This window comes from Corynebacterium sp. HMSC074A01 (genome assembly GCF_001831515.1).
In the GTDB taxonomy this organism is placed as follows: domain Bacteria; phylum Actinomycetota; class Actinomycetes; order Mycobacteriales; family Mycobacteriaceae; genus Corynebacterium.
The window spans coordinates 55,552-81,304 of sequence record NZ_KV825623.1; the positions used below are offsets into that span (position 1 = coordinate 55,552).

25 protein-coding genes, 1 tRNA gene and 1 pseudogene are annotated in these 25,753 nt (G+C 66.7%); 14 read left to right on the plus strand and 13 right to left on the minus strand.

Features of this window, described 5'->3' with window-relative positions; all coding sequences use genetic code 11:
* Window positions 1-1,241, minus strand: a 1,241-nt coding sequence (gene purD / locus HMPREF2550_RS08225) for a phosphoribosylamine--glycine ligase (protein WP_070790712.1), incomplete at its 3' end; no start/stop codon positions are given.
* A gap of 31 nt (window positions 1,242-1,272) precedes the next feature.
* Between purD and HMPREF2550_RS08230 the strand changes: the two genes are divergently transcribed.
* Complete coding sequence (locus tag HMPREF2550_RS08230) at window positions 1,273-1,674, plus strand: HIT family protein (RefSeq protein WP_070790635.1); 402 nt, start codon at window positions 1,273-1,275, stop codon at window positions 1,672-1,674.
* A 305-nt stretch (window positions 1,675-1,979) separates the two neighbouring features.
* On the opposite strand, the gene HMPREF2550_RS08235 is transcribed toward HMPREF2550_RS08230, so the two are convergent.
* From HMPREF2550_RS08235 to HMPREF2550_RS08245, 3 genes are all read right to left on the minus strand, one after another.
* Window positions 1,980-3,494, minus strand: a complete 1,515-nt coding sequence (locus tag HMPREF2550_RS08235; RefSeq protein ID WP_070790636.1) for a sensor histidine kinase — start codon at window positions 3,492-3,494, stop codon at window positions 1,980-1,982.
* A 12-nt stretch (window positions 3,495-3,506) separates the two neighbouring features.
* On the minus strand, window positions 3,507-4,214 hold the full coding sequence (locus HMPREF2550_RS08240; protein WP_038592377.1) for a response regulator transcription factor: 708 nt from the start codon (window positions 4,212-4,214) through the stop codon (window positions 3,507-3,509).
* A 160-nt stretch (window positions 4,215-4,374) separates the two neighbouring features.
* Window positions 4,375-4,447: transfer RNA gene (locus HMPREF2550_RS08245), tRNA-Thr, on the minus strand.
* A gap of 98 nt (window positions 4,448-4,545) precedes the next feature.
* On the opposite strand from HMPREF2550_RS08245, the gene HMPREF2550_RS08250 reads away from it, so the two are divergent.
* From HMPREF2550_RS08250 to HMPREF2550_RS08270, 5 genes are read left to right on the plus strand one after another with little or no spacing between them, the layout of a single operon-like run.
* Window positions 4,546-5,994: a threonine/serine exporter ThrE gene (locus tag HMPREF2550_RS08250; RefSeq protein WP_070790637.1), complete on the plus strand. Its 1,449-nt coding sequence runs from the start codon at window positions 4,546-4,548 to the stop codon at window positions 5,992-5,994.
* A gap of 54 nt (window positions 5,995-6,048) precedes the next feature.
* Window positions 6,049-6,426 (plus strand): hypothetical protein, encoded by a 378-nt coding sequence (locus tag HMPREF2550_RS08255; protein ID WP_070764282.1) that lies wholly within the window; start codon window positions 6,049-6,051, stop codon window positions 6,424-6,426.
* 2 nt (window positions 6,427-6,428) lie between these two features.
* The gene (locus HMPREF2550_RS08260; protein WP_070790638.1) at window positions 6,429-7,694 is read left to right on the plus strand and encodes an alpha,alpha-trehalose-phosphate synthase (UDP-forming); all 1,266 of its coding nucleotides are present in this window, start codon (window positions 6,429-6,431) and stop codon (window positions 7,692-7,694) included.
* Complete coding sequence (locus HMPREF2550_RS08265) at window positions 7,691-8,110, plus strand: hypothetical protein (protein WP_083319860.1); 420 nt, start codon at window positions 7,691-7,693, stop codon at window positions 8,108-8,110. Before HMPREF2550_RS08260 ends, HMPREF2550_RS08265 begins: the two co-directional genes overlap by 4 nt.
* A complete protein-coding gene (locus HMPREF2550_RS08270; protein ID WP_083319861.1) occupies window positions 8,107-8,865 on the plus strand; it encodes a trehalose-phosphatase in 759 nt (252 codons plus the stop codon). Before HMPREF2550_RS08265 ends, HMPREF2550_RS08270 begins: the two co-directional genes overlap by 4 nt.
* On the opposite strand, the gene HMPREF2550_RS08275 is transcribed toward HMPREF2550_RS08270, so the two are convergent.
* Entirely contained in the window at window positions 8,816-9,835 is a 1,020-nt protein-coding gene (locus tag HMPREF2550_RS08275; RefSeq protein ID WP_070790639.1) for a LacI family DNA-binding transcriptional regulator, read from the minus strand. The two genes, HMPREF2550_RS08270 and HMPREF2550_RS08275, sit on opposite strands and share 50 nt — an antisense overlap.
* Window positions 9,836-9,897: 62 nt before the next feature.
* Between HMPREF2550_RS08275 and HMPREF2550_RS08280 the strand changes: the two genes are divergently transcribed.
* From HMPREF2550_RS08280 to HMPREF2550_RS08290, 3 genes are read left to right on the plus strand one after another with little or no spacing between them, the layout of a single operon-like run.
* The gene (locus HMPREF2550_RS08280) at window positions 9,898-10,791 is read left to right on the plus strand and encodes a metal ABC transporter solute-binding protein, Zn/Mn family (RefSeq protein ID WP_168167700.1); all 894 of its coding nucleotides are present in this window, start codon (window positions 9,898-9,900) and stop codon (window positions 10,789-10,791) included.
* Complete coding sequence (locus HMPREF2550_RS08285) at window positions 10,775-11,425, plus strand: metal ABC transporter ATP-binding protein (RefSeq protein WP_070790640.1); 651 nt, start codon at window positions 10,775-10,777, stop codon at window positions 11,423-11,425. Before HMPREF2550_RS08280 ends, HMPREF2550_RS08285 begins: the two co-directional genes overlap by 17 nt.
* Window positions 11,425-12,258 carry a metal ABC transporter permease gene (locus HMPREF2550_RS08290; protein ID WP_070790641.1) on the plus strand — a complete coding sequence of 278 codons (834 nt, stop codon included), beginning with the start codon at window positions 11,425-11,427 and terminating at the stop codon, window positions 12,256-12,258. The genes HMPREF2550_RS08285 and HMPREF2550_RS08290 overlap by 1 nt, the downstream gene beginning before the upstream one ends.
* A gap of 94 nt (window positions 12,259-12,352) precedes the next feature.
* On the opposite strand, the gene rlmB is transcribed toward HMPREF2550_RS08290, so the two are convergent.
* The 5 genes from rlmB to HMPREF2550_RS08315 are packed head-to-tail and all read right to left on the minus strand — an operon-like array spanning window position 12,353 to window position 16,496.
* A complete protein-coding gene (gene rlmB, locus HMPREF2550_RS08295; RefSeq protein ID WP_070790642.1) occupies window positions 12,353-13,285 on the minus strand; it encodes a 23S rRNA (guanosine(2251)-2'-O)-methyltransferase RlmB in 933 nt (310 codons plus the stop codon).
* Window positions 13,286-13,293: 8 nt separating this feature from the next.
* Complete coding sequence (gene cysS, locus HMPREF2550_RS08300; RefSeq protein ID WP_070790643.1) at window positions 13,294-14,682, minus strand: cysteine--tRNA ligase; 1,389 nt, start codon at window positions 14,680-14,682, stop codon at window positions 13,294-13,296.
* Between the two features lie 5 nt (window positions 14,683-14,687).
* Entirely contained in the window at window positions 14,688-15,173 is a 486-nt protein-coding gene (gene ispF / locus HMPREF2550_RS08305) for a 2-C-methyl-D-erythritol 2,4-cyclodiphosphate synthase (protein WP_070790644.1), read from the minus strand.
* A gap of 19 nt (window positions 15,174-15,192) precedes the next feature.
* Window positions 15,193-15,909, minus strand: a complete 717-nt coding sequence (gene ispD / locus HMPREF2550_RS08310) for a 2-C-methyl-D-erythritol 4-phosphate cytidylyltransferase (protein WP_070790645.1) — start codon at window positions 15,907-15,909, stop codon at window positions 15,193-15,195.
* A 2-nt stretch (window positions 15,910-15,911) separates the two neighbouring features.
* The gene (locus HMPREF2550_RS08315) at window positions 15,912-16,496 is read right to left on the minus strand and encodes a CarD family transcriptional regulator (RefSeq protein ID WP_070764263.1); all 585 of its coding nucleotides are present in this window, start codon (window positions 16,494-16,496) and stop codon (window positions 15,912-15,914) included.
* 221 nt (window positions 16,497-16,717) lie between these two features.
* On the opposite strand from HMPREF2550_RS08315, the gene HMPREF2550_RS08320 reads away from it, so the two are divergent.
* Window positions 16,718-17,260, plus strand: coding sequence for a hypothetical protein (locus HMPREF2550_RS08320; RefSeq protein ID WP_070790646.1), 543 nt, complete (start codon window positions 16,718-16,720; stop codon window positions 17,258-17,260).
* Window positions 17,253-18,599 (plus strand): DNA repair protein RadA, encoded by a 1,347-nt coding sequence (radA, locus tag HMPREF2550_RS08325; protein WP_070790716.1) that lies wholly within the window; start codon window positions 17,253-17,255, stop codon window positions 18,597-18,599. Before HMPREF2550_RS08320 ends, radA begins: the two co-directional genes overlap by 8 nt.
* Here the strand turns inward: radA and HMPREF2550_RS08330 are convergent.
* Entirely contained in the window at window positions 18,592-19,320 is a 729-nt protein-coding gene (locus HMPREF2550_RS08330; RefSeq protein ID WP_070790647.1) for a hypothetical protein, read from the minus strand. The two genes, radA and HMPREF2550_RS08330, sit on opposite strands and share 8 nt — an antisense overlap.
* 9 nt (window positions 19,321-19,329) lie before the next feature.
* Window positions 19,330-19,959 (minus strand): carbonic anhydrase, encoded by a 630-nt coding sequence (locus HMPREF2550_RS08335; RefSeq protein ID WP_070790648.1) that lies wholly within the window; start codon window positions 19,957-19,959, stop codon window positions 19,330-19,332.
* Here HMPREF2550_RS08335 and HMPREF2550_RS08340 point away from each other — a divergent pair, their 5' ends adjacent.
* From HMPREF2550_RS08340 to HMPREF2550_RS08350, 3 genes and pseudogenes are all read left to right on the plus strand, one after another.
* Window positions 19,960-20,820 carry an HhH-GPD family protein gene (locus HMPREF2550_RS08340; RefSeq protein WP_070790649.1) on the plus strand — a complete coding sequence of 287 codons (861 nt, stop codon included), beginning with the start codon at window positions 19,960-19,962 and terminating at the stop codon, window positions 20,818-20,820. It begins immediately after the preceding gene.
* Between the two features lie 15 nt (window positions 20,821-20,835).
* A pseudogene (gene zupT / locus HMPREF2550_RS08345) lies at window positions 20,836-21,571 on the plus strand (zinc transporter ZupT).
* Window positions 21,572-21,581: 10 nt separating this feature from the next.
* Window positions 21,582-22,892, plus strand: coding sequence for a lipase family protein (locus HMPREF2550_RS08350; protein ID WP_070790650.1), 1,311 nt, complete (start codon window positions 21,582-21,584; stop codon window positions 22,890-22,892).
* Here the strand turns inward: HMPREF2550_RS08350 and HMPREF2550_RS08355 are convergent.
* Window positions 22,889-25,579 (minus strand): ATP-dependent Clp protease ATP-binding subunit, encoded by a 2,691-nt coding sequence (locus tag HMPREF2550_RS08355; protein WP_070790651.1) that lies wholly within the window; start codon window positions 25,577-25,579, stop codon window positions 22,889-22,891. The two genes, HMPREF2550_RS08350 and HMPREF2550_RS08355, sit on opposite strands and share 4 nt — an antisense overlap.
* Between the last annotated feature and the right edge of the window lie 174 nt (window positions 25,580-25,753).

A 25,753-nucleotide genomic window follows, 5' to 3' on the forward strand; every position in this document is an offset into this window, starting at 1 on the left:
CCCGCCACCGCACGCCGCCCAATATCCTTGCGATAGAAGGACCCGTGCATCTCAATCCCCTCGATGACGCGGTAGGCATCCGCCACCGCCTCCTCCAGCGTGGCGCCGTGGCCGAGCACGTTGAGCACGCGCCCGCCTGCAGAGACATAGCCTTCGTCCGTGCGTTTCGTGCCAGCGTGCAGCACCTTGTCCGGGTTGTCCAGCTCCGCGCCCGTGATCACATCGCCCTTGGCGGGGCTGGCCGGGTAGTTCTCCGCGGCGAGCACGACCGTCGCAGCGTAACCGTCCTCCCACTCCAGCGGCGCAAGGTCCGCGAGCGTGCCGGTGGCCACGGCGTAGAGCACCTGATCCAGCGGGGTCTTCAGCAGCGAGAGCACCGGCTGGGTCTCCGGGTCGCCGAAGCGGGCGTTGAACTCCACCACGGACGGGCCTTCGGCACCCCAGGCCGCGCCCACGTACAGCAGGCCCTGGTAGGGGATGCCGCGGTTGACCATCTCGCGCGCGACCGGGCGGGCGATCTCGTCGACGATGCGCTCCACGCCACCTTCGGGCAGCCACGGCAGCGGGGTGTAGGCCCCCATGCCGCCGGTGTTCGGGCCCTCGTCGTTGTCGTAGGCGCGCTTGTGGTCCTGCGCGGGCAGCAAGGGCACGACGGTCTCGCCATCAACCAGGCAGAACAGGGACACCTCGGGGCCTTCGAGGAAGGACTCGAACAGCACCGGGTTGCCCGCCTCTAGCACCGCGTTCGCGTGGGCTGCGGCCTCCGCCCGGTCGGTGGTGACCACGACGCCCTTGCCGCCGGCCAGGCCGTCGTCCTTGACCACGTAGTTCGGGCCGAACTGCTCCAGCGCAGCCTCCACGCCCGCGGTGCCCTGCTCCGGGGTGACACGCAGTGCGCGGGCCGTCGCCACGCCAGCTGCGGCCATCACGTCCTTGGCAAACGCCTTCGACCCCTCGAGCTGGGCCGCCTCCTGCGTCGGGCCAAAGACGGGGATGCCCGCCTCACGCAACGCGTCGGCAGCGCCCGCGACCAGAGGGACCTCCGGACCGATAACGACGAGCTCCGCGTCAACCTCTTTGGTCAGGTTGACGATTGGCTGGGGCGTTAAAGCGTCGATAGGCAGGCACTTCGCCAGCGATTCCATACCTGCATTGCCGGGTGCGACGAAGAGTTCGTTGCCGGCAAGTCCTTTGAGCAGGGCGTGTTCACGGCCGCCCGAACCGATAACAAGGATGCGCATGGCCTCAAACTTACAGGTACGGTTTGAGAGTATGAGCACAGTCTTCACAAAAATTATCAACGGCGAGATCCCCGGCCGCTTCGTGTACAAGGACGAGGACGTCGCCGCCTTCCTCACCATCGAACCGATCGCCTACGGCCACACGCTCGTCGTGCCAGTCAAGGAGGTGGACAAGTGGACGGATCTCGAGCCCGAACTGTGGGCCAAGATGAACGCGGTGGCACAGCGCATCGGCAATGCCATCGTCAGCGAGTTTGACTGCGAGCGCGCCGGCTACCTCATCGCCGGTTTCGAGGTCCCGCACGCGCACATCCACGTCTTCCCCGCCAACGACATGTCCGGCTACAACCTCGCCAGCGTCATGCGCGCCGACGAGACGGACCCGGCGAAGATGGACGCAGCCGCCGAGACGCTGCGGGGCGCGATCGGGTAGACGGTTAGACAGTCTTCTAAACGGAGCTAGCTCCATTTGCACGGGAGCGGCCTGGAAACCCCCAGGTCACGTGATCCCGGTTGTGCCAAATGGAGCTAGCTCCTTTTGTTGTGCCCCGCTGGCAAACCCGCAGGTCGCGGGAAACCGAAAACTCCAAATGGAGCTAGCTCCATTTACACCCACCCCACCACCAAAACCGCAGGTCGCGCGAAACCAAAAACTCCAAACGGAGCTAGCTCCATTTACACCAACGCCAAAACCGCCAGCAGGCACCACTCAAAACCCCCGGAACCGCCAGCGACCCCCTAACGCTCGCCCTCGTTGTTCTCCTTGTTCCCGCGCTTCGTACCCTTGGACTTCGACTTCGCCGTCTTACCCTTCGCCTTGTCCTTCGCACCCGCCGCAGGGGCCTCCTCCTCCACCTTGTGGAGCAGCGGCAGGGAGATGACAAAGGTCGCGCCCTCGCCCGGGGCGGTCTCCACGGTGATGGTGCCCTCGTGCTGTTCGATGAGCGACTTGGTGATGGCCAGGCCTAGGCCGGAGCCTCCGCCACCTGCACGGTTGCGGGAGGCGTCGGCGCGGTAGAAGCGGTCGAAGATGCGCGCCGCGTCTTCCTCGGACATGCCCTTGCCGTTGTCTGCCACCTCCAACACAATGCGGTCGAGGTTTTCGCGCAACGTAATCACCACGTCCACCTCGGGCCCGCCGTGTTTGAAGGCGTTGTTGATCAGGTTCATCAGCACCTGGTGGAGGCGGTCCGGGTCGCCGTTGACTTCGGCGGCACGCAGGCACTGGTCATCCACTTCGATGGAGCGCTCGGGGTACGCCGCCCGCGCTGAGGAAACGGCCGCGTCGACAACCTTCTGCATCTCCACGGTCTTTCGGTCCAGTCGGGTGCCTTCCGCGCGGGTGAGCGCCAGCAGGTCTTCGACAAGCAGTTGCATGCGGCCGGATTCTACTTCGATCTTGTCGATGACCATGTCCGCATCGGGTGCCATCCCCTTGCGGTAAAGCTCGGCGTAGCCGCGCACGCTGGTCAGCGGCGTGCGCAGCTCGTGGGAGGCGTCGCCAACAAAGCGGCGCATCTGTTCCTCTTTCGCCTGCGCGTCGTTGACGGATTCCTGCAGCTGGGTGACCATGGTGTTCACCGCGTACGAGAGCTTGCCCACCTCGGTCTCGCGCGACCACGCGGGCACGCGCCGGTCGACGTCGCCAGATGCAATGGCCAGGGCAGTCTCTTCCACCTCGCGCAGCGGCGCCAGTGAGCGCCGCACCAGCGTGCGCGCGGCCAGCGCAATACCGATCACCGCAGTAAGCCCCAGGCTGGCCTCCACCACCGCGAGCCAGCGCAGGATGCGCTCCTCGGATTCGAGTCGCTTGGCCACCAGCGTGATGGTGCCGTCGTCGCTTTTCGACGCCAACGCCCTCCACTTCACCAGCTCCTCCGAACTATCCACGTTCTTGGAGTTGATCGTCCGCGGCGAGTCCAGCACTGTGAGCTGTTCCCAGTCCGGCGGGTTGCCGCGCGGGGTGTAGCGGGAGAAGGGATACGGGTAGCCGGGGAACCACGTGGCCTGGGCGAACTCGCTAGGCACGCCGATCGACGGGATCCAGGTACCCTGCCCCGCCCAGGTGTCGATCCCCTCTTCGAGCTGCTCGTCCACGCGCTGCGTCAAGATGCCGCGCATGAGGAAGTAGACCGTGGCGAAGCTCAGCATGATGCCAAGCGTTGCCACGATGACCACCATGGTGACGAGCTGCTTCTGTAGCGGCTTGGTCGCCTGGTTGTATGACTTGGCAGTGAGGCGGTTGACCGTCATAGACCTTTTAAATTACTGGCGCGGGGTGCGCAGCACGTAGCCCACACCGCGGACGGTCTGGATCAGCGGCACGTCACCGGTGTCGATCTTGCGGCGCAGGTACGAGATGTAGGACTCGACCACGTTGCCGTCGCCGCCGAAGTCGTAGTGCCAGACGTTGTCCAGGATCTTCGCCTTGGACAGCACGACCTCCGCGTTGAGCATGAGGTAGCGCAGCAGGTTGAACTCGGTCGGAGAGAGGTCGATGATCTCGCCGGCCTTGGTCACCTCGTGCGTCTCGTCGTTGAGCGTCAGGTCGGCGTAGCGGATGGTGCCGTCCTGGTTCTCGTCGTCGGTGACGTTGCCGCGGCGCAGGATCACGCGCAGGCGGGTGATGACCTCCTCGAGAGAGAAGGGCTTGGTCACGTAGTCGTCAGCACCGATGGTCAGGCCGTGGATACGGTCCTCCACCGCGTCCTTGGCGGTGAGGAAGAGCACCGGGCCGTCGAGGCCTTCCTGGCGCAGCTTGCCCAGCAGCTCGAAGCCGTCCATACCCGGCATCATCACGTCCAGGATGTAGGCGTCCGGGCGGTACTCGCGGGCAATGGTGAGCGCCTCCTGGCCGGAGTTCGCGCTTTCGACCTCGAAGCCCTGGAACTTCAGGGAGACGGTAATCAGCTCGACGATATTCGGTTCATCATCAACCACGAGGACCTTGATGCCCTGGTTGGTATCAGCCATGTCTAGTACTCCTTTTTGTGGGAACAGCAAGTGCCCATTTAACTCCCCACCACTGTACGTTTCCTGAACGTTGTCTTGGGGGTGACGGTTAATAGCGGGGGTAAAGTCAAAGAGCACAGACGGCGAAACCCCTCACCGAAGGTGAGGGGTCCAACAGCCGAGCTGGAGACGAGACTTGAACTCGCAACCTACGCATTACAAGTGCGTTGCGCTACCGATTGCGCCACTCCAGCAGTGCCCACAAATTCTACACACCGCCCCGTGGGTGCGCGAAATAGCGCCACCAGATAGTGTTTCGGCTGTGAGGAAAGTAGAGCAGCTCTGGCAGCAGATGCGGGGGTCGCGTAGCCACGTCGCAACGATTGACGCGGCGCGTACCTCCCCGCCCCCATCGGTCCTCGCCCCGGTCGATCTCACCGACCCCACGCAGGTGGCCGCGGTGATGAACATCGGCGCCCGCATCGGCGAGATTCTCATTGCCAACGGCACGACGTCTTCGGACGCGATCGCGCAGATTCGCACGGTCATCTCCGCCTACGGCCTGCACTACTGCCACGTGGACATCACGGTCAACACGATCACGATGAACACGATCATCGGCATTGAGCGCCGCACGCCGGTCAACGTCTTCCGCGTGGTCACGATGATGAGCGAGAACTACCGCAAGCTCCAGGAGGCGGACCGGCTTATGCGCTCGATCCGCGCCGGTGCCACCCGCCCGGAGGTCGCGGAGAAGATCCTCGACGACATCGAGAACGAGCCCATCCCGCACCGCAACGCCCGCAACCTCGCGGGCTGGACGGTCATGGGCGCTTCCGTGTCCATCCTGCTCGGCGGCGACTTCCTCATGGCGCTGGTCGGCGGGCTGACCGCCTTCCTCATCATGGGCTTCAACAAGGTCCTGTCGCACAACTCGCTGCCCTACTTCTACCACTGCGTCCTCGGCGGCTTCCTCGCCACGATCCCGGCCGCGCTCTTCTACGACTTCTCCGCATCCATCGGCCACACGATCGTGCCGAGCCAGGTCATCGCCTCGGGCATTATTGTGCTGCTCGCAGGTCTCACGCTGGTGCAATCGCTTTTCGACGGCATCACGGGCTCCCCTGTCACCGCCGCCTCCCGCTTCTTCCAGACCATGTTGTCCTCCGGCGGCATCGTCGCCGGCGTGGCGATCGGCTTGTACTTCGCCGAGCGTATGGGCGTCGGGCTACCGCCGCTCGAGACCATGTTGGGCAAGCCCTCCTTGGGCAGCGCGGGCTGGCGTATCCTCGGCGGGGCGCTGGCCTCGGCGTCGTTTGCGGTGACGTGCTTTGCGGAGCGCCAGGCCGTCATCGTCTCAGGGCTGACCGCCGCGGTGGGTTCCACGATCTACTACGTCTTCCTCATCCCGCTGGGCACGGACGCCTTCCTCGCCACCACGGCCTGCGCGATCGTGATTGGCCTGGCCGGTGGTTTGATCTCTCGTAGCTTGCTGATCAACCCGGTGATTACCGCGGTCGCAGGCGTGACCCCCTTCCTGCCGGGCTCCGGCATTTACCGTGGCCTCTACGCGGTGCTCAACGAGCAGATGGTGGTGGGCCTGTCCAACGTCTTCACCGCGATCGCCACCTGTATGGCGCTGGCCGGCGGCGTGATCTTCGGCGAGTGGGTGGCACGCCGGATCCGCCGCCCGCAGCTCTATATTCCGTACCGGGCGTTTAAGCGCGCGGGCCGTCTGACTTTCCAGCAGATTCGCCGCGCGGAGGCAGCCGCCCGGCGGCCGAGGCGTCGCCGCCACTAGCTTTGGCGTAGAATCGCGGTTTGAGATTGTGTCTTATTCAAGGAGGAACCCGTAGTGCCACCGAAGATCACCGACTCCCGCCCCTCGCCAGAGGCCATCAATGAGATGGAGGAGCAGACCGCTTCCGGCGCCCGGCGAATCGTGGCAACGTACGCCGAGGACTTCTTCGACGGGGTGACCCTGATGTCCATGCTGGGCGTGGAACCGAAGGGCTTTAACTACAAGAAGTACGCCGAGGAAATCCTGGGCGACGAGGAAGAGGAAGCCACCGGCTCGACCGCCAAGAAGAAGGCGACGAAGAAGAAAGCCACCAAGAAGAAGGCGACCAAGAAAAAGGCAACGAAGAAGAAGGCCACCAAGAAGAAGGCCACGAAGAAAAAGGCTACGAAGAAGAAGGCCACCAAGAAGAAGACGACGGCGAAGAAGTCTTAAGCGTGTACGACTTTGTGGTGGTGGCCAACCGGCTGCCCGTCGACCGCGTGGGGGATCGCTGGCAGGCCTCCCCGGGCGGGCTGGTTGCCGCGCTCGCGCCGGTGCTGCGCGCCCGCGGCGGCTGCTGGGTGGGGTGGCCTGGCGAGACCAACACCTCGCTTGCCCCTTTTAGTGCGGGCGGGATCGAGCTTGTGCCCGTACCCCTCGATGAGGCGGATTACACCGACTTCTACGAGGGGTTTTCCAACTCCACGTTGTGGCCGCTCTACCACGATCTGATTGTTGCGCCGCAGTACCACCAGGCGTGGTGGGAGCGTTACGTGGCGGTGAATGAGCGTTTTGCGTCGAGCGTCGAAAAGCAAGCGGCGCACGGTGCCACGGTGTGGGTGCAGGACTACCAGCTGCAGCTGGTTCCGGGACTTCTGCGCGAGCGCCGCCCGGATCTCAAGATCGGGTTCTTCCTGCACATCCCCTTCCCTTCGCCGGATCTGTTCCGGCAGCTGCCGTGGCGCGAGGAGATCCTCGGCTCGCTTCAGGCCTGCGATCTGATCGGCTTCCAGCGCGGCACCGACGAGCAGAACTTCCGCGGGCTGCTGCTTGCCGACGCCCGCGTGCGCACCGGCACCTTCCCCATCTCCATCGACCCGCAGGCCGTGGCCCCAGGCGACCCGGCGCGGGTGCGCGAGCTGGTGGGCAACCCGGAGCTGCTCATGCTGGGCGTCGACCGGATGGACTACACGAAGGGCATCCTGCAGCGCCTCCTCGCCTTCGAGCGGATCCTCGAGGCGGGCCACCAAGCCACGCTGATTCAGCTGGCCACGCCCTCGCGCGAGCGCATCGAGCACTACCGCGAGACCCGCCGCGAGGTGGAGGCGGCGGTCGGGCGCATCAACGGGCGTTTCGGCCGCGTTGGCCGGCCGGTGATCCACTACGTCCACCACGGGGTGGGCAAGGAGGAGCTGGGCAGTTACTACGCCGCGGCCGACATCATGCTGGTCACGCCATTTAAGGACGGGATGAACCTGGTGGCCAAGGAGTACGTGGCCTGCCACCCGGATGGCAGCGGCGCGCTCGTGCTTTCCGAGTTCGCAGGTGCCGCCGTGGAGCTTGACCAGGCCTACCTGTGCAATCCTTTCGAGGTGAACTCGATCGTCCGCGCGATTGAGGCCGCGGCCGACCCCGACCCGCAGCGCATGCGCGCGATGTACGAGTGGGTGACCACGCACGATGTTGACGCCTGGGCGGCGTCGTTTTTGGAGGCATTATGAAACCCGTCCGCGCCCTCGTGCTCGCCCTCGCGCTGCCGCTCGCCGCTTGCGGCGGCGACCCCACCTGGCAGGTTGTCGCCGTCCACACGGATCCCGCCGTGCCCGGGGCCCTGCTTGCCGACGCCGCGGGGCTGGCCAACTTCCACATCTCCGAGACCGAACTCGACGGCAACACCGCGTGCGCTGACCTGCAGGCGTCGATTCGCACCGAGGACAACACCTTCACCATCGACGAGGTTGAGGTGGGTGCCCCGGGCGACTGCGAGGGCGGGGCGCGCCACGTCCACGAGCAGCTGACCAGCATCCTTGTGCCCGGCGCGCAGTTCCGCACCGAGCAGCTCACCGACACCGAGCTGCTGTGGACCTCCACCGAAGACACGGTCGAGCCGCCGAGCGTGCGGCTGATGTCGCTGTGAGCCCGCTTGACGACGCCATCGCCAACCTCGCCCACGCCGAGTCCCTCCTGGTCTGCCTAGATTTCGACGGCACGCTCGCCGAGCTCAACACCGACCCTTATGCCGTGCGCGCCCACCCGGAGGCGCTCGACGCGATCGCCTGCCTCCTTACCCTCCCGGACACGGAGGTCGCCGTGCTTACCGGCCGCCACCTCGAGGGACTCGCCGAGGTCCTTCCCGAGACGCCTTCGCTGCAGGGGTTGGTGCGCGTCGGCTCCCACGGCGCTGAGCCCGGCCCCACGCTCTTACCCGAGGACGCCGCTTACCTCGAGCGCATCGGCAACGAGCTGGAGCGGATCGCCACCCCGCCCGCCTACGTGGAGGAAAAGCCGTATCAGCGCGTGCTGCACGTCGCCCCGCTCGCGGCTTCCGACCCGGAGCGCGCCCGCGAAATGCTGCGCGCCGCCCGCGCCTTAGACACCGGTTCGCGGTCGGTCACGCCAGGCCACAATGTGGTGGAGTTCTCCGCCGTCGACGTGACCAAAGGTTCCTGGCTCGCGCAGCGCAAACGCGCCTTTGCCGCCACGCTTTTCGCCGGCGACGACACCACGGACGAAACCGCCATGGCCGTGCTCACCCAGGGCCCGGACGTGGGCGTGAAGGTGGGCGCGCAGGACAGCGCGGCGCGCTACCGGGTTGCAAACGTGGCCGAGATGGCGCGAGCGCTTAGCCAGCTGGCGCAAGCGCGACGCTCGTACCTGGCAGAAACCTCGTAGGCAACAGCGCGCGCTCGCGTCGCTGCGGGCGGCCCTCGATTAGCGAGCGCACCAGCATTGCCGCGACCTCCCCCTTGCGCCTATTGGGCTGCTCCACCGTGGTCAGCCCCGGCACGCCGATGCCGTCGAAGCCGGTCACCGACAGCTCTTCCGGGATGGCGCGGCGGCCGCGGCAGTACTCGATCACGCCGAGCGCCATGGAGTCCGTCGTACACAGCACCGCGGTCAGCTCTGGGTGAGACTCGATGAGCTCGCGTGCGCCGTCGGTGGCGGCGGCGAGGTCGTTCTGGTCGCGTGTGACCACGGGGACGTCGCTGATTCCGGCGGCGCCGAAGACATCGAGTGCGCCGCGGATGCGGGCGCGCTGGAGGTGCAGGTCGGCGGCGTCGAGAGCCGCGGGCTCCACAAAACCGTTGGTGGGGGTGCTGAACAGGCGCTTCGCCAGGATCCCGATGCGTCGGTGCCCGTTTGCGACGAGCGCTTCGGCCGCCGGCGCGATCGCGGCGGCGTCGTCGATGCCCACAAATGGTACGTCCGGGACATTCGTCGGCTGGTCGCAGATGACGAGGGGGAGGTGGCGCGTCTTGGCGTCGAGAAGCACTTGCGCGTTCTCGGGCACCGAATAGACGATGACGCCGTCCACAATCGCATCATGCACGCTCGCGCCCGTCGGGATGAGTGTGAGCGCGTACTCGCTGGAGTCCGCCACGCCGGCGAGGAAGTCGACCGAGGCGCGGTCCTCGAAGGCGAAGCTCAGGTGCTCGGTGAGCACCACCCCAAGCGTGTCGGTGTGCTGAGTACGCAGCGAGCGTGCGTGCGGGTTGGGTCCCGCGTAGCCGCGCGACTCGGCGTACGAGAGGATCCGGCGGCGCAGCGCGGGCGAGAGCTGGTCCGGGTGGTTGTACGCGTTGGAGACCGTGGTGCGAGAGATGCCGAGGTCGGCGGCGATGGAGGCGAGCGTCGCGGGCATGCAGCCATGCTACCCCGCCTCCCATTTTGAAAACCGTTTCCATTAGTGGTTGGATGGGCTGCATGATGAAACGGATCGCAGCAGTCGCCTTCGCCCTTACCCTCACCGCCTGCGGCGCGCAGGACGCCGAGCAGGACACCGCTCAGGACGCTGAGCAGGTCGGCGACGGCACCATGGTCGCCACCACCCAGGTGTGGGCCGACGTCGCGTCCGCCGCAACTGGCGACGAGGTCGAAGCGATCATCAGCAACCCCTCGACCGACCCCCACGAGTACGAGCCCCCCGCCGCCGATCTGGCCAAGATCGCCCAGGCCGCAACCGTGGTGGCCAACGGCGGCGCCTACGACGCAGCCCTCTACACGGCCGCGAAGGGCACGCTCATCACCGCGCTGCCGCCGGCCGAGGCGCACGACCACGAGCACGACCATGAGCATGACCACGAGCACGGTGAGCACGATCACGGCGAACACGACCATGATCACGCGCACGATCACGCACACGGCGAAGAAAACGAGCACATCTGGTACTCCACTGAGGCCATCCGCGACGTCGCCGCGCAGATCGGCGGTAACTCGCTCGACGACAAGCTCGCCGGCATCGACGAGTCCCTGGCCAAGCTGCCTGCGGCCAACGTGATCCAGACCCACCCGATCGCCGACGCGATCGTGGAGGAGTCCGCGCTGGTAGACGCCACCCCGGAGTCCTACCGCCACGCAACGCTGAACCACTCCGAGCCGTCCGCGGCCGCCGTCGCCGAGGCGCTCGAGGCGATCAAGGATGCTGATATCCTGATCAATAATTCCCAGTCCCCCAATGCCGTCTCCGAGCGTCTTGTCGCTGCGGCTAAGGAGGCCGGCGTGCCGGTCGTGGACATCACCGAGACCCCGCAGGACGGCAAGAATTTCTTCGACTACTTCCAGGAAATCGTTGACCAGCTCAATGCTGCAGCTGCGTAACGCAACCATTGCGCCCCTGTGGCGCGACATCACGTGTGAGCTCGCCCCCGGCGAGTTCCTCGCCATTCTCGGCCCCAACGGCTCCGGCAAATCGACGTTGCTGCGGGCCGCACTCGGCATGCAGCGCCTCGAGGCGGGCACGATCGAACTCGGCGGCCGCGTGGGCTACATCCCGCAGCAGCAGATGTTCCCCGCCCACCTCCCGGCGCGCGTGCGCGACCTCGTCTCGCTTGCCGGCGGTGAGCCCGAAGCGCTGCTCGCCTACGTCGGGGCCCCTTCGCTTATCGACGCCCACGTCGGCCGCCTCTCCGGCGGCCAACAACAACTCGTACGCCAGGCCCAAGCCTTCGCGCAAGACCCCGAGATCATCCTGGCCGATGAGCCCCTCCTCTCCCTGGACGTCGCGCGCCAACGCCAGACCATCGCCCGCTTTCAAGAATCGGGTGCGGCGGTGGCCATGGTCACGCACTCCATCGACCCCGTCATCGACATCGTGGACAAAGTCCTCTACATCGGACCGAACGGCCACGTCATCGGCACCGCCGACGAGGTCTTCCAATCCGACGTGCTTTCCGAGCTCTACGGCGCACCCGTCCAGGTCGTACGCGCCGGCGGGAAGACGGTGATCATCTGATGTGGGACACCACCGTCTACCTGCTCTCCCAGGACTTCGTCATCACCTCACTGGTGGCCTGCGCCTTCCTCGGCGTGCTCTCCGGGGTGCTCGCACCGCTGATCGTGATGCGGCAGATGTCCTTTGCCGTCCATGCCACCTCTGAGCTCGCGCTCATGGGTGCCGCAGCCGCCCTAGTCATCGGGTTCAACGTTTCCCTTGGCGCGGTGGCAGGCTCAATCGCCGCAGCCATCGCGCTCGCGCTTTTGGGATTCAAGGGCGGCAATGACTCCGCCGTCGGCGTGGTCATGAGCTTCGGCATGGGCATCTCCGTGCTGTGTATCTACCTGTACCCGGGCAACTCCAGCATCGCGATGTCGTTGCTGACGGGGCAGGTGGTCGGCGTGGCGTCGACAAGCGTGTGGGCTTTGGCGATCACCACCGTCGTGGTGGTGGCCGCGGTGGTTGCGCTGTGGCGGCCGCTGCTGTTTTCCTCGATCGACCCGGTGATGGCCGCCGCGACCGGCGTACGTGTGCGCACCATGGCGACCGTGTTTGCCGTTCTGGTTGGCCTCGCCGCGGCGAACAGCGTGCAGATCGTCGGCGTGCTGCTGGTCATGGCACTGTTGATCACGCCCGGCGCGAGCGCCGTCGCCGTGACCGCCAACCCGAAACTCGCGGTCCTGCTGTCAGTGATCTTCGCCGAGGTCGCGGCCGTCGGCGGCTTCATCCTCTCGCTCGCGCCCGGGCTGCCGGTCAGCGTGCTCGTCGCGTTCGTCTCTTTCGGGATTTACGTGGTCTGCCGCGGGATCGGGGCGTGGCAGGCGCGCCGGATTACCGGGGCTGGGGCGTAGCAGGTCAGAAGAAAGATCCAGCCCACACTTGAGAATTGCTCTCAAGGCGGGCTGAACGATTACTCCCCAGGGTAGTGGATTTCCTCCCCCACCTCTACTGCGCCGCGCGGCGCTGGCGGGCGAACTCGCTGAGCACCACACCCGCGGCAACCGACGCGTTGAGCGACTCCACCCAGTCCTCGGTGGGGATGGACATGATCACGTCGCAGTTCTCGCGCACCAGGCGGGAAATGCCCTTGCCCTCCGAACCGACGACGATGACTACCGGGTCGCACGCGCCGTCGAAGGTATCGAGCGTGTGCTCGCCACCGGCGTCCAGGCCGACGACCATGTAGCCGTTGTCCTTGAACTGCTTTATCGTGCGGGTGAGGTTGGTGGCCTTCGCCACTGGGAGGCGCGCCGCAGTACCTGCGGAGGTGCGCCAGGCCACGCCCGTGACCTGGGCGGAGCGGCGCTCGGGGATGATCACGCCGTCGCCGCCGAATGCGGCCGCCGAGCGGATCACCGCGCCCAGGTTGCGCGGGTCCGTGATGTTGTCCAGCACCACGAACATGCCGTTGCCGTCGACCTTGCTCATCAGGTCAAAGACGTCGGCGTACTTGTAGGGCTGGATCTTCAGGCCGATGCCCTGGTGCATGCCGTTGCCGGTCATCTCATCCAGCGTGCGCTTCTGCACCTCGGAGACCGGGATGCCACGCGACTGGGCGATGGCGACAGCCTCGCTTAGGCGGTCGTCGTGGCCGGTGCCCTGCGCCACGTACAGCGCCTCGGCGGGCACCTTCGCGTGCAGGCACTCGATGACCGGGTTGCGGCCGACCACCATGTCCGCAAGCTCGCGCTCGTGGCGGCCCTGGTTACGACGATCGCGCGCCTGCTTCCGCTTGTGCGCCGCGTGGTAGACGCGATCCTCCGCCTTCGGGGTTGCGCCCTTGCCGCGCAGCCCACGGCGGCGCTGCCCACCGGAGCCCTTCGTGGCCCCCTTCTTATGCGTCTTCTGCTTATCCGGACGCTGATACGGCTTTGCCATCTCGTCTCCTACTCCTTGATCTGCCAGGTCGGGCCGTCCGCGGTGTCGGTGACCTCGATGCCTGCTGCGGCGAGCCGGTCGCGTACCTCGTCGGCAACCGCCCAGTCCTTGTTCGCGCGAGCCTCAGTGCGGCGAGCGAGCTCCGCCTGCACCAACGTGTCCAGCGCGTGATGCGCCTGATCGGCCGCGCCGCCAGTTGCGTCATTGTCCCACGCGCCCGGGTCTACACCCAACACGGCAGCCATCGCGCGCACCTGGGCCGCCAGCTCGGTGGCCTTCTCAGTCTCCCCGGCGACGAGCGCGCTGTTGCCAGCGCGAACCGTGTTGTGGATTTCGGCGAGGGCTTTGGGGACCGCGAAGTCGTCGTCAAGCGCCTGCTCGAACGCCTCCGACCAGGTGGAGGGCTCCGGCGTGCCCGCGCGGTGCACAAAGTCCTCGATGCGGCGGTACCCCGCGGCCGCCTCCTGCAGCGCTTCCGGCGAGTACTCCAGCACGCTGCGGTAGTGCGCGCTGCCCAGGTAGTAACGCAGCTCGACCGGGCGGACCGCCTCGAGCATGTTGTCGATGGAGAGCACGTTGCCCAGCGACTTCGACATCTTCTCGCCAGCCATGGTCACCCAGTGGTTGTGCATCCAGTACTGCGCGAAGCCGTCGCCGGCGCCGTGGGACTGCGCCTGCTCGTTCTCGTGGTGCGGGAACTGCAGGTCAAGGCCGCCGCCGTGGATGTCAAACTCGGAACCTAAGTACCAGGTGGACATCGCCGAGCACTCCAAGTGCCAGCCCGGGCGGCCCTCGCCCCACGGGGTCGGCCAGCTCGGCTCGCCCGGCTTCGCCGCCTTCCACAGCGCGAAATCGAGCGGACCACGCTTGCCTGCGCCCGCGTCCCCGCGCGCCATGTCCTCCGGGCGGTTGCCGGACAGCGAGCCGTAATCGGAATCCTCGGCAGCGACCCAGGCGTCCACGTCGAAGTAGACGGAGCCGTCGGCGGCGTACGCGAAGCCGCGGTCCATCAGGCGCTGCATGTAGTCCACCATCTGAGTCACGTGCCCCGTGGCGCGCGGCTCCACCGACGGCGGCAGCACACCGAGCGTGTCGTAGGCGCGGGTGAACTCGCGCTCGTAGGTGGACACCCACTCCCACCAGGGACGATTGTGCTCGGCGGCCTTGTTTAGGATCTTGTCATCAATATCGGTGACGTTGCGTACAAACGCCACGTCCTGCCCCTTGGCCAAAAACCAGCGACGCACAATGTCGAAAGCCACGCCGGAGCGCAAGTGCCCGATGTGCGGTGCGGACTGCGGGGTCGCACCACACAGGTAAATGGACACATGCCCCTCGCGCAGGGGTTCGAAGTCTTTCAGTGTGCGGGTTTTGGTATCAAAGATGCGTTGAGTCACGCCCGCTAGCTTAGTTCAACCAGCGCCGTCGCAATCGCAGCCCTCCCCTGGCCCGCACCCGTAAATCCCATGTGGTCCGTGGTGGTGGCCGACACCGACACCGGCGCGCCCAGCGCCTCGCTCAAGGCCTGCTCGGCCTTCCCGCGCACCGGCCCCATTTTCGGGCTCTGCCCGATCAGCTGCGCGGAGACGTTCACCACGCGCACACCCTCGCGCTGCAGTAGCTCGCGCAGCTCTTTCAGCAGCTGGGTGCCCATGACCCCGTCGTACTCCGGGCGGCCCACACCGACGAACGAGCCCAAATCCCCCAAACCAGCTGCGGACAGCACCGCGTCCACCACCGCGTGCGCGACCACATCCCCGTCCGAGTGTCCCTCGCACCCGTCGACGCCCTCGTGCAAAATGCCCGCGATCCAGCAGGGTTTACCTTCCTGGATCTGGTGAGCATCAAAGGCAGTTCCAACGCGCAGCTTGGCAAAGTCTTGAGTCATGCCCGCCAGACTACCCGCGCTAGTTGCCTAGTACCTCGAAGATCGTGGGCTCGGCCTCGTCGGTGATGCTGGTGGCCAGGCGCAGGTCGATCGGGGTCGTGATCTTAAACGCCATCGGGTCGCCCTGCACGGTGGCAACCTCCGTGCCGAACCACTCCATCAGCGAGGCGTCGTCGGTGGCGACGAAGTCCTGCTCACCCGAAAAATACGCCTCGTTCGCCGCGCGCAGCTTGCGCAGGTCAAAGCCCTGCGGCGTCTGCACGGCACGCAGGCGCGAACGGTCCGGGGTGGCCACCACCGCACCGGTGGCGGAGACTTCCTTGATCGTGTCGGCGACCGGCAGCACCGGCACCACGGCATCGGCCCCGTCGAGGACCGCGCGGGCCACGCGCGCGATCATCCCGGGCGGGGTTAGCGCACGGGCGGCGTCGTGGACGAGCACGCAGGCGTCGGCAAGCGGGATTGCGCGGAGCGCCGCATAGATGGAGTCGGCGCGCTCGGCACCGCCGTGGACGAAGGTGACGTCGTGGCCCTGCAGGGCGCGGCGGGCGACCGGCTCCATCGCGGGGCTGACCACCACATAAATCGCGTCGACGATCTCGGCGGTCTCCATCGCGGTCACCGAACGCTCGAGCAGGCTGCGGCCGCGCAGCGGCACGTACGCCTTCGGCACATCCGCGCCCAGGCGGGTGCCCTGACCTGCGGCCGCGACAACGGCGACGACCCTACGAGACACGGCTACTTCTCGTCGTCGAAGGAGAGGTCCTCCATGTCCAGGTCATCCTCGTCATCGTCCGCAGGCTCCGGCGCGATCGAGATCCCGGCCTTGACCTGCTCATCAATGATCTTGCGGATGGCCTCTTCCATCTCCTCGACCTTCTTCTCATCCACCGGCTCGGCCAGCGCCAGCTCGCCGACGAGGATGTGGCGAGCCTTGCCCAGCATGCGCTTCTCGCCCGCAGACAGGCCCTTGCCCTGGTCACGACGCCACAGGTCGCGCACGACCTCGGCCACCTTATTAATGTCGCCGGACGCGAGACGCTCCTGGTTCGCCTTGTAGCGGCGGGACCAGTTGCCCGCCTCCTCGACGTCCTCTTCGCGCAGCACGGAGAAGACCTTCTGCAGGCCCTCCTCGTTGACCACATCGCGCACGCCGACGAGCTCAGTGTTCTTCACCGGCACGCGGACCTCCAGGTCGGATTGGAGGATTTGCAGCACCAGGTAGTCGAGGGTCTCCCCGCCGATCTCACGCTGCTCGATATCCGCGATCTTCGCCGCACCGTGGTGCGGGTAAACCACGACTTCGCCGACCTTGAATTCCATTGAAGCTCCTTCAGTCATCGTTGCCCAACCCTACCACCGTAGCGTTTTCGCACGTGCTTACTCGCGCCACGCCCACCACACCCTCCCGGCGGGCCCAAAAACCGCAACCAAAGTTTACCCCCGATTGGCCTGGGTGGCCCTGGGAAGGGCAAGGAAACTGGGAAAACCACACCAGCTCCGGCTAAGGTAAAGCGGAGAAAACTACGCGCTCTACATAAACGATGGAGGACACCCACGTGAAGTCCCTGAAGCCGCTCGCCGCTGTCGCAGTCGCCTCCGCACTGGCACTTACCGGCTGCTCCGCCGGCCAGATCACCCAGACCTCGAACCAGGTTGCTGCGGTCGACGGCGCCACCGCGTTCACCGAGGACAGGGAGCTCTCGGTGCAGGACGCCACCGTCATCCTCGCCGAGGACGGCCAGGCCGCGGTCAAGTTCACCGTGACCAACCAGGACCGCAGCATGAAGGACCACGTGCTCGAGTCCGTCACCGTCGACGGCACCCCGGTCGCGCTCGGCAACTCCCGCCCGATCCCCTACAACGCCTCGCTGGTCGCGGATTCCGCCGCGGGCCTGAAGAACATGCCGAAGTCCAAGGACGGCTCCATCCAGTACGTGGTCACCTCGCTGGAGAACCAGGACTTCGCGTACGGCGGCGTCGTGCCGGTGAAGTTCGAGTTCGACAGCACCTCGCTCGAGGTTGAGGTCGCTGTGTCCGCGCCGACGCTGCAGTCGGGCGAGCAGGAGCGCGAAGCAGATCGCTAAGAAGCCGCGCAGTATCCACACCTGTTCCGAGTGTGGGTACTCCTCGCCGAAGTGGCTCGGGCGCTGCCCCGAATGCGGGTCATGGGGGACCCTGCAGGAAAGCGCGCCAGCCCCTTCCGCACCGCTGACGCCTGCGTCAAGCGCGAAGCCCATCACGCTTGTCGACGCGGCGTCGACCCACACCATCGCCTCCGGCATCACCGAACTTGATCGGGTGCTGGGCAACGGCGTGGTCCCCGGTTCCGTCGTCCTCATGGCGGGCGAGCCGGGCGTGGGCAAATCCACCCTCCTCCTCGAAGTCGCCTCCCGCTGGGCCGAGCAAGGCCGCAAGGCGCTGTACTGCACCGCCGAGGAGTCCGCGGGCCAGGTTCGCGGCCGGGCCGAGCGCACCGGCGCGCTGAAAGACAGCCTCTACCTCGCGGCAGAATCGAACCTGGACGTCGTCTTCGGGCACGTCCAGGAGCTCAAGCCCTCGCTCTTGATCGTCGACTCGGTGCAGACCATGCAAGCCAGCGGCGTCGAGGGAGTCGCCGGCGGGGTCGCGCAGTCCCGCGCCGTGACCGCCGCACTGACCACCCTGGCCAAGACGACGAATATGCCGGTGCTGCTCGTGGGGCACGTGACCAAGGACGGCAACGTCGCCGGCCCGCGCGTGCTCGAGCACCTCGTGGACGTCGTGCTCAACTTTGAGGGCGACCGCCACTCCTCGCTGCGCATGCTGCGCGGGATCAAGAACCGCTTTGGCGCGACCGACGAAGTCGGCTGCTTCGAGCAGACCTCCGAGGGCATCCGCGAAGTACCGGACCCCTCCGGGCTCTTCCTCTCCCACCGCGGCAACACGCCGGACGGCTCCGCGGTGACCGTGGCGATGGACGGGGTGCGCCCCATCCTGGCCGAGGTGCAGTCGCTCACGGTCGATCCGGTGAACAAGAGCCCGCGGCGCGTCGTCACCGGCCTGGATTTCAACCGCGTGCCGATGGTGCTTGCCGTGCTGCAGGCCCGCTGCGGGCAGCGCACCAACGACAAGGACGCCTACGTGGCCACCGTCGGCGGTGTCCGGATCACCGAGACGGCGACCGACCTGGCGGTCGCACTCGCTACCTGGTCCAGCCTGCACGAGACCCCGCTGCCGCCGAAGACCGTGGTGATCGGCGAGGTAGGTCTTGCCGGCGAGCTGCGCCGCGTGCCCAACCTGCAGCGCCGCCTGCAGGAGGCCGCCCGCTTAGGCTACGAGCGCGCCATCGTGCCCGCGGGCGCGGAGGCTTCCGTGAACGGCATGACAATCACGGAGGCCGCAACGCTTTCCCAAGCGATTGCGGCCGTCACCCCCGCTAGGTGATGTTAAACGGCACCGGGTCCGAGGCGTTATCGCCGATCACCGCGTGCAGGAAGTAGGAGCCCGCCGGCACCGGCGCGCGGTTCTCGCACGCATCGGGCGCGGAGTTGGTGGCGGACCAGCGCGCCTCAAACCCGCGGGTCTCACCCGGCGCGAAGGTTTCGCTGCCGGTGAGCATCGGCGCGTTGCAGTCCGTGTCCGACCAGATGCGGTCGTTGGTGCCCATGGAGTACACCTCGAAGCGCAGCGGCGAGGCCTCCAGGTCGATCTCGCAGTCCACCTCGGTGGGGTTTTCCACCTCCATGTAGAGCACCGGCTCGGTGCCCGCCGGGTAGGAGGGCTGGTTCGTCATCGCGGTGATCCGCAGGTCTTTCAGCGAGCACTCGCCGGGGTTTTCCGGCGCGGCCGCCGTGGCGGTGTCCTCCTCCTTCGCCTCTTCGTTTGGTGCTGCGCTGGAAGAAGGCGAAGCGGGCGCGTCGCTCGGCTCCGGCACGGTCGGCTCGGTCACCGGCGCGTCCTCGGTGGCGGTGGCGACTGTCTCCGAGCTCTCCGGGTTTTCGTCCTTGCCCGAGCCGCCGACCGCCTTGGCGAAGGCGACCATGCCCCAGATGATTAGCGCCACCACAAGCAGAAGCAGGACGAGCGCGAGGACGCGTCGTCGCATGTAGATCTCCGGTGCGTGCTTCCGCCGCGGGGGCCGTGCTGGGGGGCGCTGGTGTGTCATGCCTTCACCTTAGTTGCCAAAGTTCTCATACACGGTCTCGACGCGGCCGTCTTCGAGCCGGTAACGCGCACCAACCATGGCGACGGTGCCCTCGTCGATGCCCTTGCGGAGTGCGGGGATACGGGCGATGAGGTGCTCGGCGGTGACCTTGGCGTGGGTGCGCTCGATCTCCGCGCTATCGACCGGGCCGTCTGCTTGGGCGCTGATTACCGACGGCGCGATCTTCTCCACAAACACGCGAGTCAGATTCGTCGGCAGGGCCGCGCTGTTCACGCCCTGGATCGCCGCGCCGATCGCGCCGCAGCGCTCGTGCGACAGGAAGAGAACGAGAGAGACACCCAGATCCTCGACGGCGAACTCCACCGAGCCACTGACCGAGGAGTCGATGCAGCCACCGGCGTTGCGGATGACGAAGACGTCGCCGAACCCGGCGTCGAAAAGCAGCTCGACGGGCACCCGCGAGTCGGAGCAGGCGATGACGGCGGCGAAGGGGTTCTGGCCGGAGGTCAGCGCGCTGCGGCGGGCGGAGTCGCGGTGCGGAGCAAGCGTGCGGTCGGTGGCGAAGCGCTCGTTGCCCGCCTTCAGTGCTGCCCACACTTCGGTGGGGGTCGACGGGTCGAGTTCTGTTTGTTCAGTCATATGTTTATTCTGTCACTCATCGTGGAAGTTTCGAAGCAATATCAGCATCTGGTCTCGTGGTATCGCCGCAACGCGCGCGACTTGCCGTGGCGCGAGGCGGGCACAAGCGCCTGGGGCGTGCTGCTTTCCGAGGTCATGAGCCACCAAACCCAGGTCGAGCGCGTCGCCCCAATCTGGGAGGAGTGGATCGCGCGCTGGCCCACCCCGCACGCTTTTGCGCAGGCTGGCACGGACGAGGTGCTGCGTGCCTGGGGCAGCCTCGGCTACCCGCGTCGGGCTTTGCGGTTGTTGGAGTGCGCGCGGGTGATCGTCGAGAAGCATGGCGGCGAGGTGCCCGCGGACGTCGACGCGCTACTCGCGCTGCCCGGCATCGGCGACTACACCGCGCGCGCCGTGGCGAACTTCGCCTTCCGCCAGGACGTGCCGGTGGTGGACACGAACGTGCGGCGCGTCCACGCGCGTGCGGTGCGCGGCGTCGCCCAGGTGCGGCCGAGTAAACGCGAGCTGACCGAAATCCCCCACGGGCCGGAACTCTCCGTCGCGCTCATGGAGCTCGGGGCGCTCGTGTGCACCTCGCGCGCGCCGAAATGCAGCGAATGCCCCGTGGTCGACTGCGCGTGGCTCGCCGCCGGCCAACCGCCCGCCGACTTCGCCCCGCGCACGCAGAAGTTCGCCGGCACCGACCGCCAGGTCCGCGGCAAGATCATGCGCGTGCTGCGCGAGGCCACCGGGCCCGTTGAGCAGTCGCTTATCGACGCCACCTGGCCCCACCCAGCCCAAACCCACCGCGCCCTGTTTTCCCTGCTCGAAGACGGCCTCGCCGTGCAAGACGCAGACGGCAGGTTCCGGCTGCCCAGCTAGGGCTATACTCATCGCATGTTCACGACCGCCCTAGCTATCACGCTGCTCGCCGGCTTATCCACCGGCCTCGGCGGCGTGCTTGTGGCGCTCAAGGGCGATATCGGGGACCGCTTCCTCGCCGGCTCGCTCGGTTTCTCTGCCGGGGTGATGATCTACATCTCGCTCGTCGAGCTTCTGCCCGAGGCAATGGAGGCGCTGGACAACGACTGGTCCGCCATCGCCGCCTTCTTTTTCGGCGTCGCACTGATCGCGGTGATCGACCGGCTGGTCCCCGACGACATCAACCCGCACGAGCCGAGCACCTCGACCGCCGCGCAGGCAACCACGCTGCGCCGCGCGGGACTGATGACCGGCATCGCGATCGCGCTGCACAACTTCCCCGAGGGTTTTGCCACCTTCATGGCCGCCTACACCGACCCGAAGCTCGCTATCCCGATCGCCGTCGCCATCGCGCTGCACAACATCCCGGAGGGCGTGGCCGTGGCGGTGCCGCTGGCGCGCCGCCGGCTGGGCCACCCTGTCCGGGCTCGCGGAACCGGCGGGCGCGCTTCTCGGCTTCGCGCTGATCTCGCCGTTCCTCGGCCCGCAGACCATGGGCTTTTCCTACGCCGCCGTCGCCGGCATCATGGTGTTCATCAGCGTCGACAAGCTCATGCCAAACGCGATCCAGACTGGCCATCACCACGTCTCCGTTTACTGGATGATGGGCGGCATGGGGCTTATGGCCGCGAGCTTGCTCATGTTGGCTTAGCATCCAAGGTGTGAAACAGACCTTTTTGCGCGCAACTGCCCTCGCCGCCGTCCTCGCGCTCGCGCCACCGGCGGTCGCGAGCGAGGCCCCCGGCACACTGATTTCCACAAGCACAGTCCCGGCGAGCGAAGGCCAGCGCATCCGCTACACCAGCACCACTGAGTCCGGCGAGACCGTCGAAGTTTCCGGCGCACTCTACGACACGCCGCACGCGCGCGGGCTCATCGCGCTCGCGCCCGGCACCCGCGGCATGGCGGATCATTGTGCGCCGTCGGCAGGCACGGCGATGCTCTCCTCGATCGAGGGCGACTCCATCGGCATCAACTACGAAGCACCCCTAGTCGGCCAGCTCACGCGCGCCGGCTACCGCGTCGTCGTCACCGACTACATCGGGCTAGGCACCCCCGGCACCCACACCTACCTCAATCGCATCGAGCAGGGCCACGCGCTTATCGACGCCGCCCGCGCCACCGCCAAAGACAACGAAGCCATCGCGTTTTGGGGCTACTCCCAAGGCGGGGGCGCGGCCGCTGCAGCCGCCGAACTTGTCGCCGACTACGCGCCCGAACTCGACGTGCGCGCCACCTTCGCCGGCGCCCCACCCGCCGACCCGCTCGCCGTGATGCAGCAGGGCACCGCAGGCATGCTCGACACCGTCGTCGGATACGCAACGGTAAGCTACGCCTCCACCTACCCTGAGTTCCGCGACGCGCTCGACGAGTACCTCACCGAGGAAGGCCACCGCTGGCTCGCCGCCCTCGAGCACCACTGCATCACCGACGCCCCCATCCCCCACGGCGACATCCTCACCGGAGGTCGCACGCTTGCCGAGCTTGCCCTGGAAGACGAACGCTTCACCCGCACCCTCAACCACAACAAACTCGGCCAAGTCGGCGTCTCCATGCCCATCATGGTCATGACCAACCCCGACGACGACCTCGTGCCCGCGCCCCAAGCCATCCAGCTGGCCAAGGACTACGAGGCACACGGCTCCGATGTGACCCACGAACTCGTCCAGCTACGCGGCACGGCATCCAATCCGCTGTCCTCCCTGACCGCCCCCGTTTTCGAGGAAGCCGGCAAGCTTGCCCGCGCCAGCTCCTACCCCATCAGCAACATCCCGGCCGCCGGGCACGCGGCGCCCCTGCTGTTCAACTACGGCGACGCGCTCAAGTGGCTGGCCACATACATGCCCGAAAAGCAGATTAACCCCGGGCAAGTCGCGGCCACGACCGTCGTGGCGATCCTCGCTGTGATCGCCGCGCTCGTGCCCGTGCTTGCACCGGGGTTCTGGCCCGCAGTGGGGCAGATGTTTACTTAGACCGGTTCGGGGCCGTTGCCCTTGTCATTCGGCTCCGGGTTCTCGGGCGTCTCGTCCGGGAACTGCGAGGCCTCGGACTCCGGCTGCTCCTTCGCAGGGTCGATCTCGCGGACCTCCTCTTCTTCGGCAGCGTCCTCGGCGCTATCGAAGGTCTCAGCCGGCAGCGGGCGCGGGCGCGGCGTGAAGGTGAACTTCGCGTTCTTCTCGTCGCCCTCCACATCGCCATCGACGTCGACGGTGATGATCTCGCCGGCACCGATCTCGCCGAACAGGATCTTCTCCGACAGCACGTCCTCCACCTCGCGCTGGATGGTGCGGCGCAGCGGTCGCGCGCCGAGCACGGGGTCGAAACCGCGCTTGGCCAGGAGGTTCTTCGCGGCGTCGCTAAGCTCGATGCCCATGTCCTGCGCGGCGAGGTTGAGGTCCACGCGGCTGATGAGCAGGTCGACCATCTGCACGATCTCCTCCTGCGTGAGCTGGCGGAAGACCACGATCTCGTCGATGCGGTTGAGGAACTCGGGGCGGAAGTGCTTCTTCAGCTCGTCGTGGACCTTGCCCTTCATGCGGTCGTACTGCGCCTCGGCGTCGGTCGAAGTGTTGCCCGTAAAGCCCAGGCCGACCGGCTTCGAGATGTCGCCGGTACCCAGGTTCGAGGTGAAGATGAGCACCGTGTTCTTGAAGTCCACGACGCGGCCCTGGCCGTCGGTGACGTGGCCCTCCTCGAGCACCTGGAGCAGCGTGTTGTAGATCTCCTTGTGGGCCTTCTCGATCTCGTCGAAAAGCACGACCGAGAACGGCTTACGACGCACCTTCTCCGTCAGCTGGCCGCCCTCCTCGTAACCGACATAGCCCGGAGGCGCGCCGAAGAGGCGGGAGGCGGTGAAGCGGTCGTGGAACTCGCCCATGTCCACCTGGATCAGCGAATCGTCGTCGCCGAAGAGGAACTCCGCGAGCGCCTTCGACAGCTCCGTCTTACCCACACCGGACGGACCGGCGAAGATGAAGGAACCGGACGGGCGCTTCGGGTCCTTCAGCCCCGCGCGGGTGCGGCGGATCGAGCGGGAGACGGCCTTGACGGCCTCGTCCTGGCCGATGATGCGCTTGTGCAGCTCGGACTCCATGTTGAGCAGGCGCGAGGACTCGGACTCGGTGAGCTTGAACACGGGGATGCCGGTCCAGTGCGCGAGCACGTCCGCGATCTGGTCCTCGCCCACTTCGGCGATGTCCTCGAGGTCGTCGGAGCGCCACTTCTTTTCCTTCTCCGCGCGCTCCTCGCCCAGTTTGCGCTCGGTGTCGCGCAGGCCGGCGGCCTTCTCGAAGTCCTGGGCGTCAATCGCCGCTTCCTTCTCCTTGCGGACCTCCGCAATCCGGTCGTCCACCTCGCGCAGCTCCTCCGGGGCGGTCATGCGCTTGATGCGCATGCGCGCGCCGGCCTCGTCGAGCAGGTCGACGGCCTTGTCCGGCAGGAAACGGTCGTTGATGTAGCGGTCCGACAGGTTCGCGGCAGCCTTGAGCGCGTCATCGGTGTAGGAGACGCGGTGGTGCGCCTCGTAGCGGTCGCGCAGGCCCTTGAGGATCTGGATGGTGTCCTCGATGCTCGGCTCGTCGACCTGCACCGGCTGGAAGCGACGCTCAAGCGCAGCATCCTTCTCGATGTGCTTGCGGTACTCGTCCAGCGTGGTCGCGCCGATGGTCTGCAGCTCGCCGCGGGCCAGCTTCGGCTTCAGCAGGGAGGCCGCGTCGATCGCGCCCTCGGCAGCGCCCGCGCCGACGAGCGTGTGGATCTCGTCGATGAACAGGATGATGTCGCCGCGCTGGTTGATCTCCTTGAGCACCTTCTTCAGGCGCTCCTCGAAGTCACCGCGGTAGCGCGAACCGGCCACGAGCGAGCCAAGGTCCAGCGAGTAGACCTGCTTGTCCTTCAGCGTCTCCGGCACCTTGCCGTTGGCGATATCCAGTGCCAGGCCCTCGACTACAGCGGTCTTGCCCACGCCGGGCTCGCCGATGAGCACCGGGTTGTTCTTCGTGCGGCGCGAGAGCACCTGCATGATGCGCTCGATCTCCTTGTCGCGGCCGACCACCGGGTCCAGCTTGCCTTCCTTCGCCGCTGCGGTCAGGTTGCGGCCGAACTGATCCAGGACCAGCGAGTTGGAGCGCTCGCCCTGCTGGCCGCCGCTGCGCGGGCCCGGGCCGGGGGCGACAGCACCGGGGCCCGCCTGCGGGGTCTCGGGGTTCTGGCTATCGCCGCCCTCGTAGCCGGAGAGCAGCTGGATGACGGTTTGGCGCACCGTCGGCAAGTCTGCCCCAAGCTTGGTCAGCACCTGCGCGGCAACACCCTCGCCCTCGCGAATCAGGCCGAGCAGCAGGAACTCGGTGCCGATGTACTTGTGCCCCATCTGCAGGCCCTCGCGCAGCGAGAGCTCAAGCACCTTCTTGGCGCGCGGGGTAAACGGGATGTGCCCGGTCACCGGCTGCGAGCCGTGGCCAATAATGTCGATGACCTCGCGGCGCACATCGTCCAGGTTGATCCCCATGGACTCGAGCGCCTTGGCGGCCACGCCCTCGCCTTCCTTAATCAGGCCGAGCAGGATGTGCTCAGTACCCATGTAATTGTGGTTAAGCTCGCGCGCTTCTTCCTGCGCAAGCACGATAACGCGCCGTGCTCTGTCCGTGAACCTCTCAAACATGGTTGCCCCTTCTACTCGTGAGTTTTCATCTACTCTAACGCGCGTTTGGCCCCGGTAGTCCCGTGTTCGCCACAGGCGAACAAGGGGCCCTTTGCTTTACGACGCCAAAACGCCCAACCCTAATTAGACGTTGAATCTGTGCCGTTGGTTCCGTTTCGGGCCGATAATGGGTGT

Bases quoted from the DNA above. Each gene is read 5' to 3' on its own strand.
- HMPREF2550_RS08230 (WP_070790635.1), top strand. From the start codon at position 1,273: ATGAGCACAGTCTTCACAAAAATTATCAACGGCGAGATCCCCGGCCGC.
- HMPREF2550_RS08235 (WP_070790636.1), bottom strand. From the start codon at position 3,494: ATGACGGTCAACCGCCTCACTGCCAAGTCATACAACCAGGCGACCAAG.
- HMPREF2550_RS08240 (WP_038592377.1), bottom strand. From the start codon at position 4,214: ATGGCTGATACCAACCAGGGCATCAAGGTCCTCGTGGTTGATGATGAA.
- HMPREF2550_RS08250 (WP_070790637.1), top strand. From the start codon at position 4,546: ATGCGGGGGTCGCGTAGCCACGTCGCAACGATTGACGCGGCGCGTACC.
- HMPREF2550_RS08265 (WP_083319860.1), top strand. From the start codon at position 7,691: ATGAAACCCGTCCGCGCCCTCGTGCTCGCCCTCGCGCTGCCGCTCGCC.
- HMPREF2550_RS08275 (WP_070790639.1), bottom strand. From the start codon at position 9,835: ATGCCCGCGACGCTCGCCTCCATCGCCGCCGACCTCGGCATCTCTCGC.
- HMPREF2550_RS08280 (WP_168167700.1), top strand. From the start codon at position 9,898: ATGATGAAACGGATCGCAGCAGTCGCCTTCGCCCTTACCCTCACCGCC.
- HMPREF2550_RS08285 (WP_070790640.1), top strand. From the start codon at position 10,775: ATGCTGCAGCTGCGTAACGCAACCATTGCGCCCCTGTGGCGCGACATC.
- HMPREF2550_RS08290 (WP_070790641.1), top strand. From the start codon at position 11,425: ATGTGGGACACCACCGTCTACCTGCTCTCCCAGGACTTCGTCATCACC.
- rlmB (WP_070790642.1), bottom strand. From the start codon at position 13,285: ATGGCAAAGCCGTATCAGCGTCCGGATAAGCAGAAGACGCATAAGAAG.
- ispF (WP_070790644.1), bottom strand. From the start codon at position 15,173: ATGACTCAAGACTTTGCCAAGCTGCGCGTTGGAACTGCCTTTGATGCT.
- HMPREF2550_RS08315 (WP_070764263.1), bottom strand. From the start codon at position 16,496: ATGGAATTCAAGGTCGGCGAAGTCGTGGTTTACCCGCACCACGGTGCG.
- HMPREF2550_RS08320 (WP_070790646.1), top strand. From the start codon at position 16,718: ATGGAGGACACCCACGTGAAGTCCCTGAAGCCGCTCGCCGCTGTCGCA.
- HMPREF2550_RS08330 (WP_070790647.1), bottom strand. From the start codon at position 19,320: ATGACACACCAGCGCCCCCCAGCACGGCCCCCGCGGCGGAAGCACGCA.
- HMPREF2550_RS08335 (WP_070790648.1), bottom strand. From the start codon at position 19,959: ATGACTGAACAAACAGAACTCGACCCGTCGACCCCCACCGAAGTGTGG.
- HMPREF2550_RS08340 (WP_070790649.1), top strand. From the start codon at position 19,960: ATGTTTATTCTGTCACTCATCGTGGAAGTTTCGAAGCAATATCAGCAT.
- HMPREF2550_RS08355 (WP_070790651.1), bottom strand. From the start codon at position 25,579: ATGTTTGAGAGGTTCACGGACAGAGCACGGCGCGTTATCGTGCTTGCG.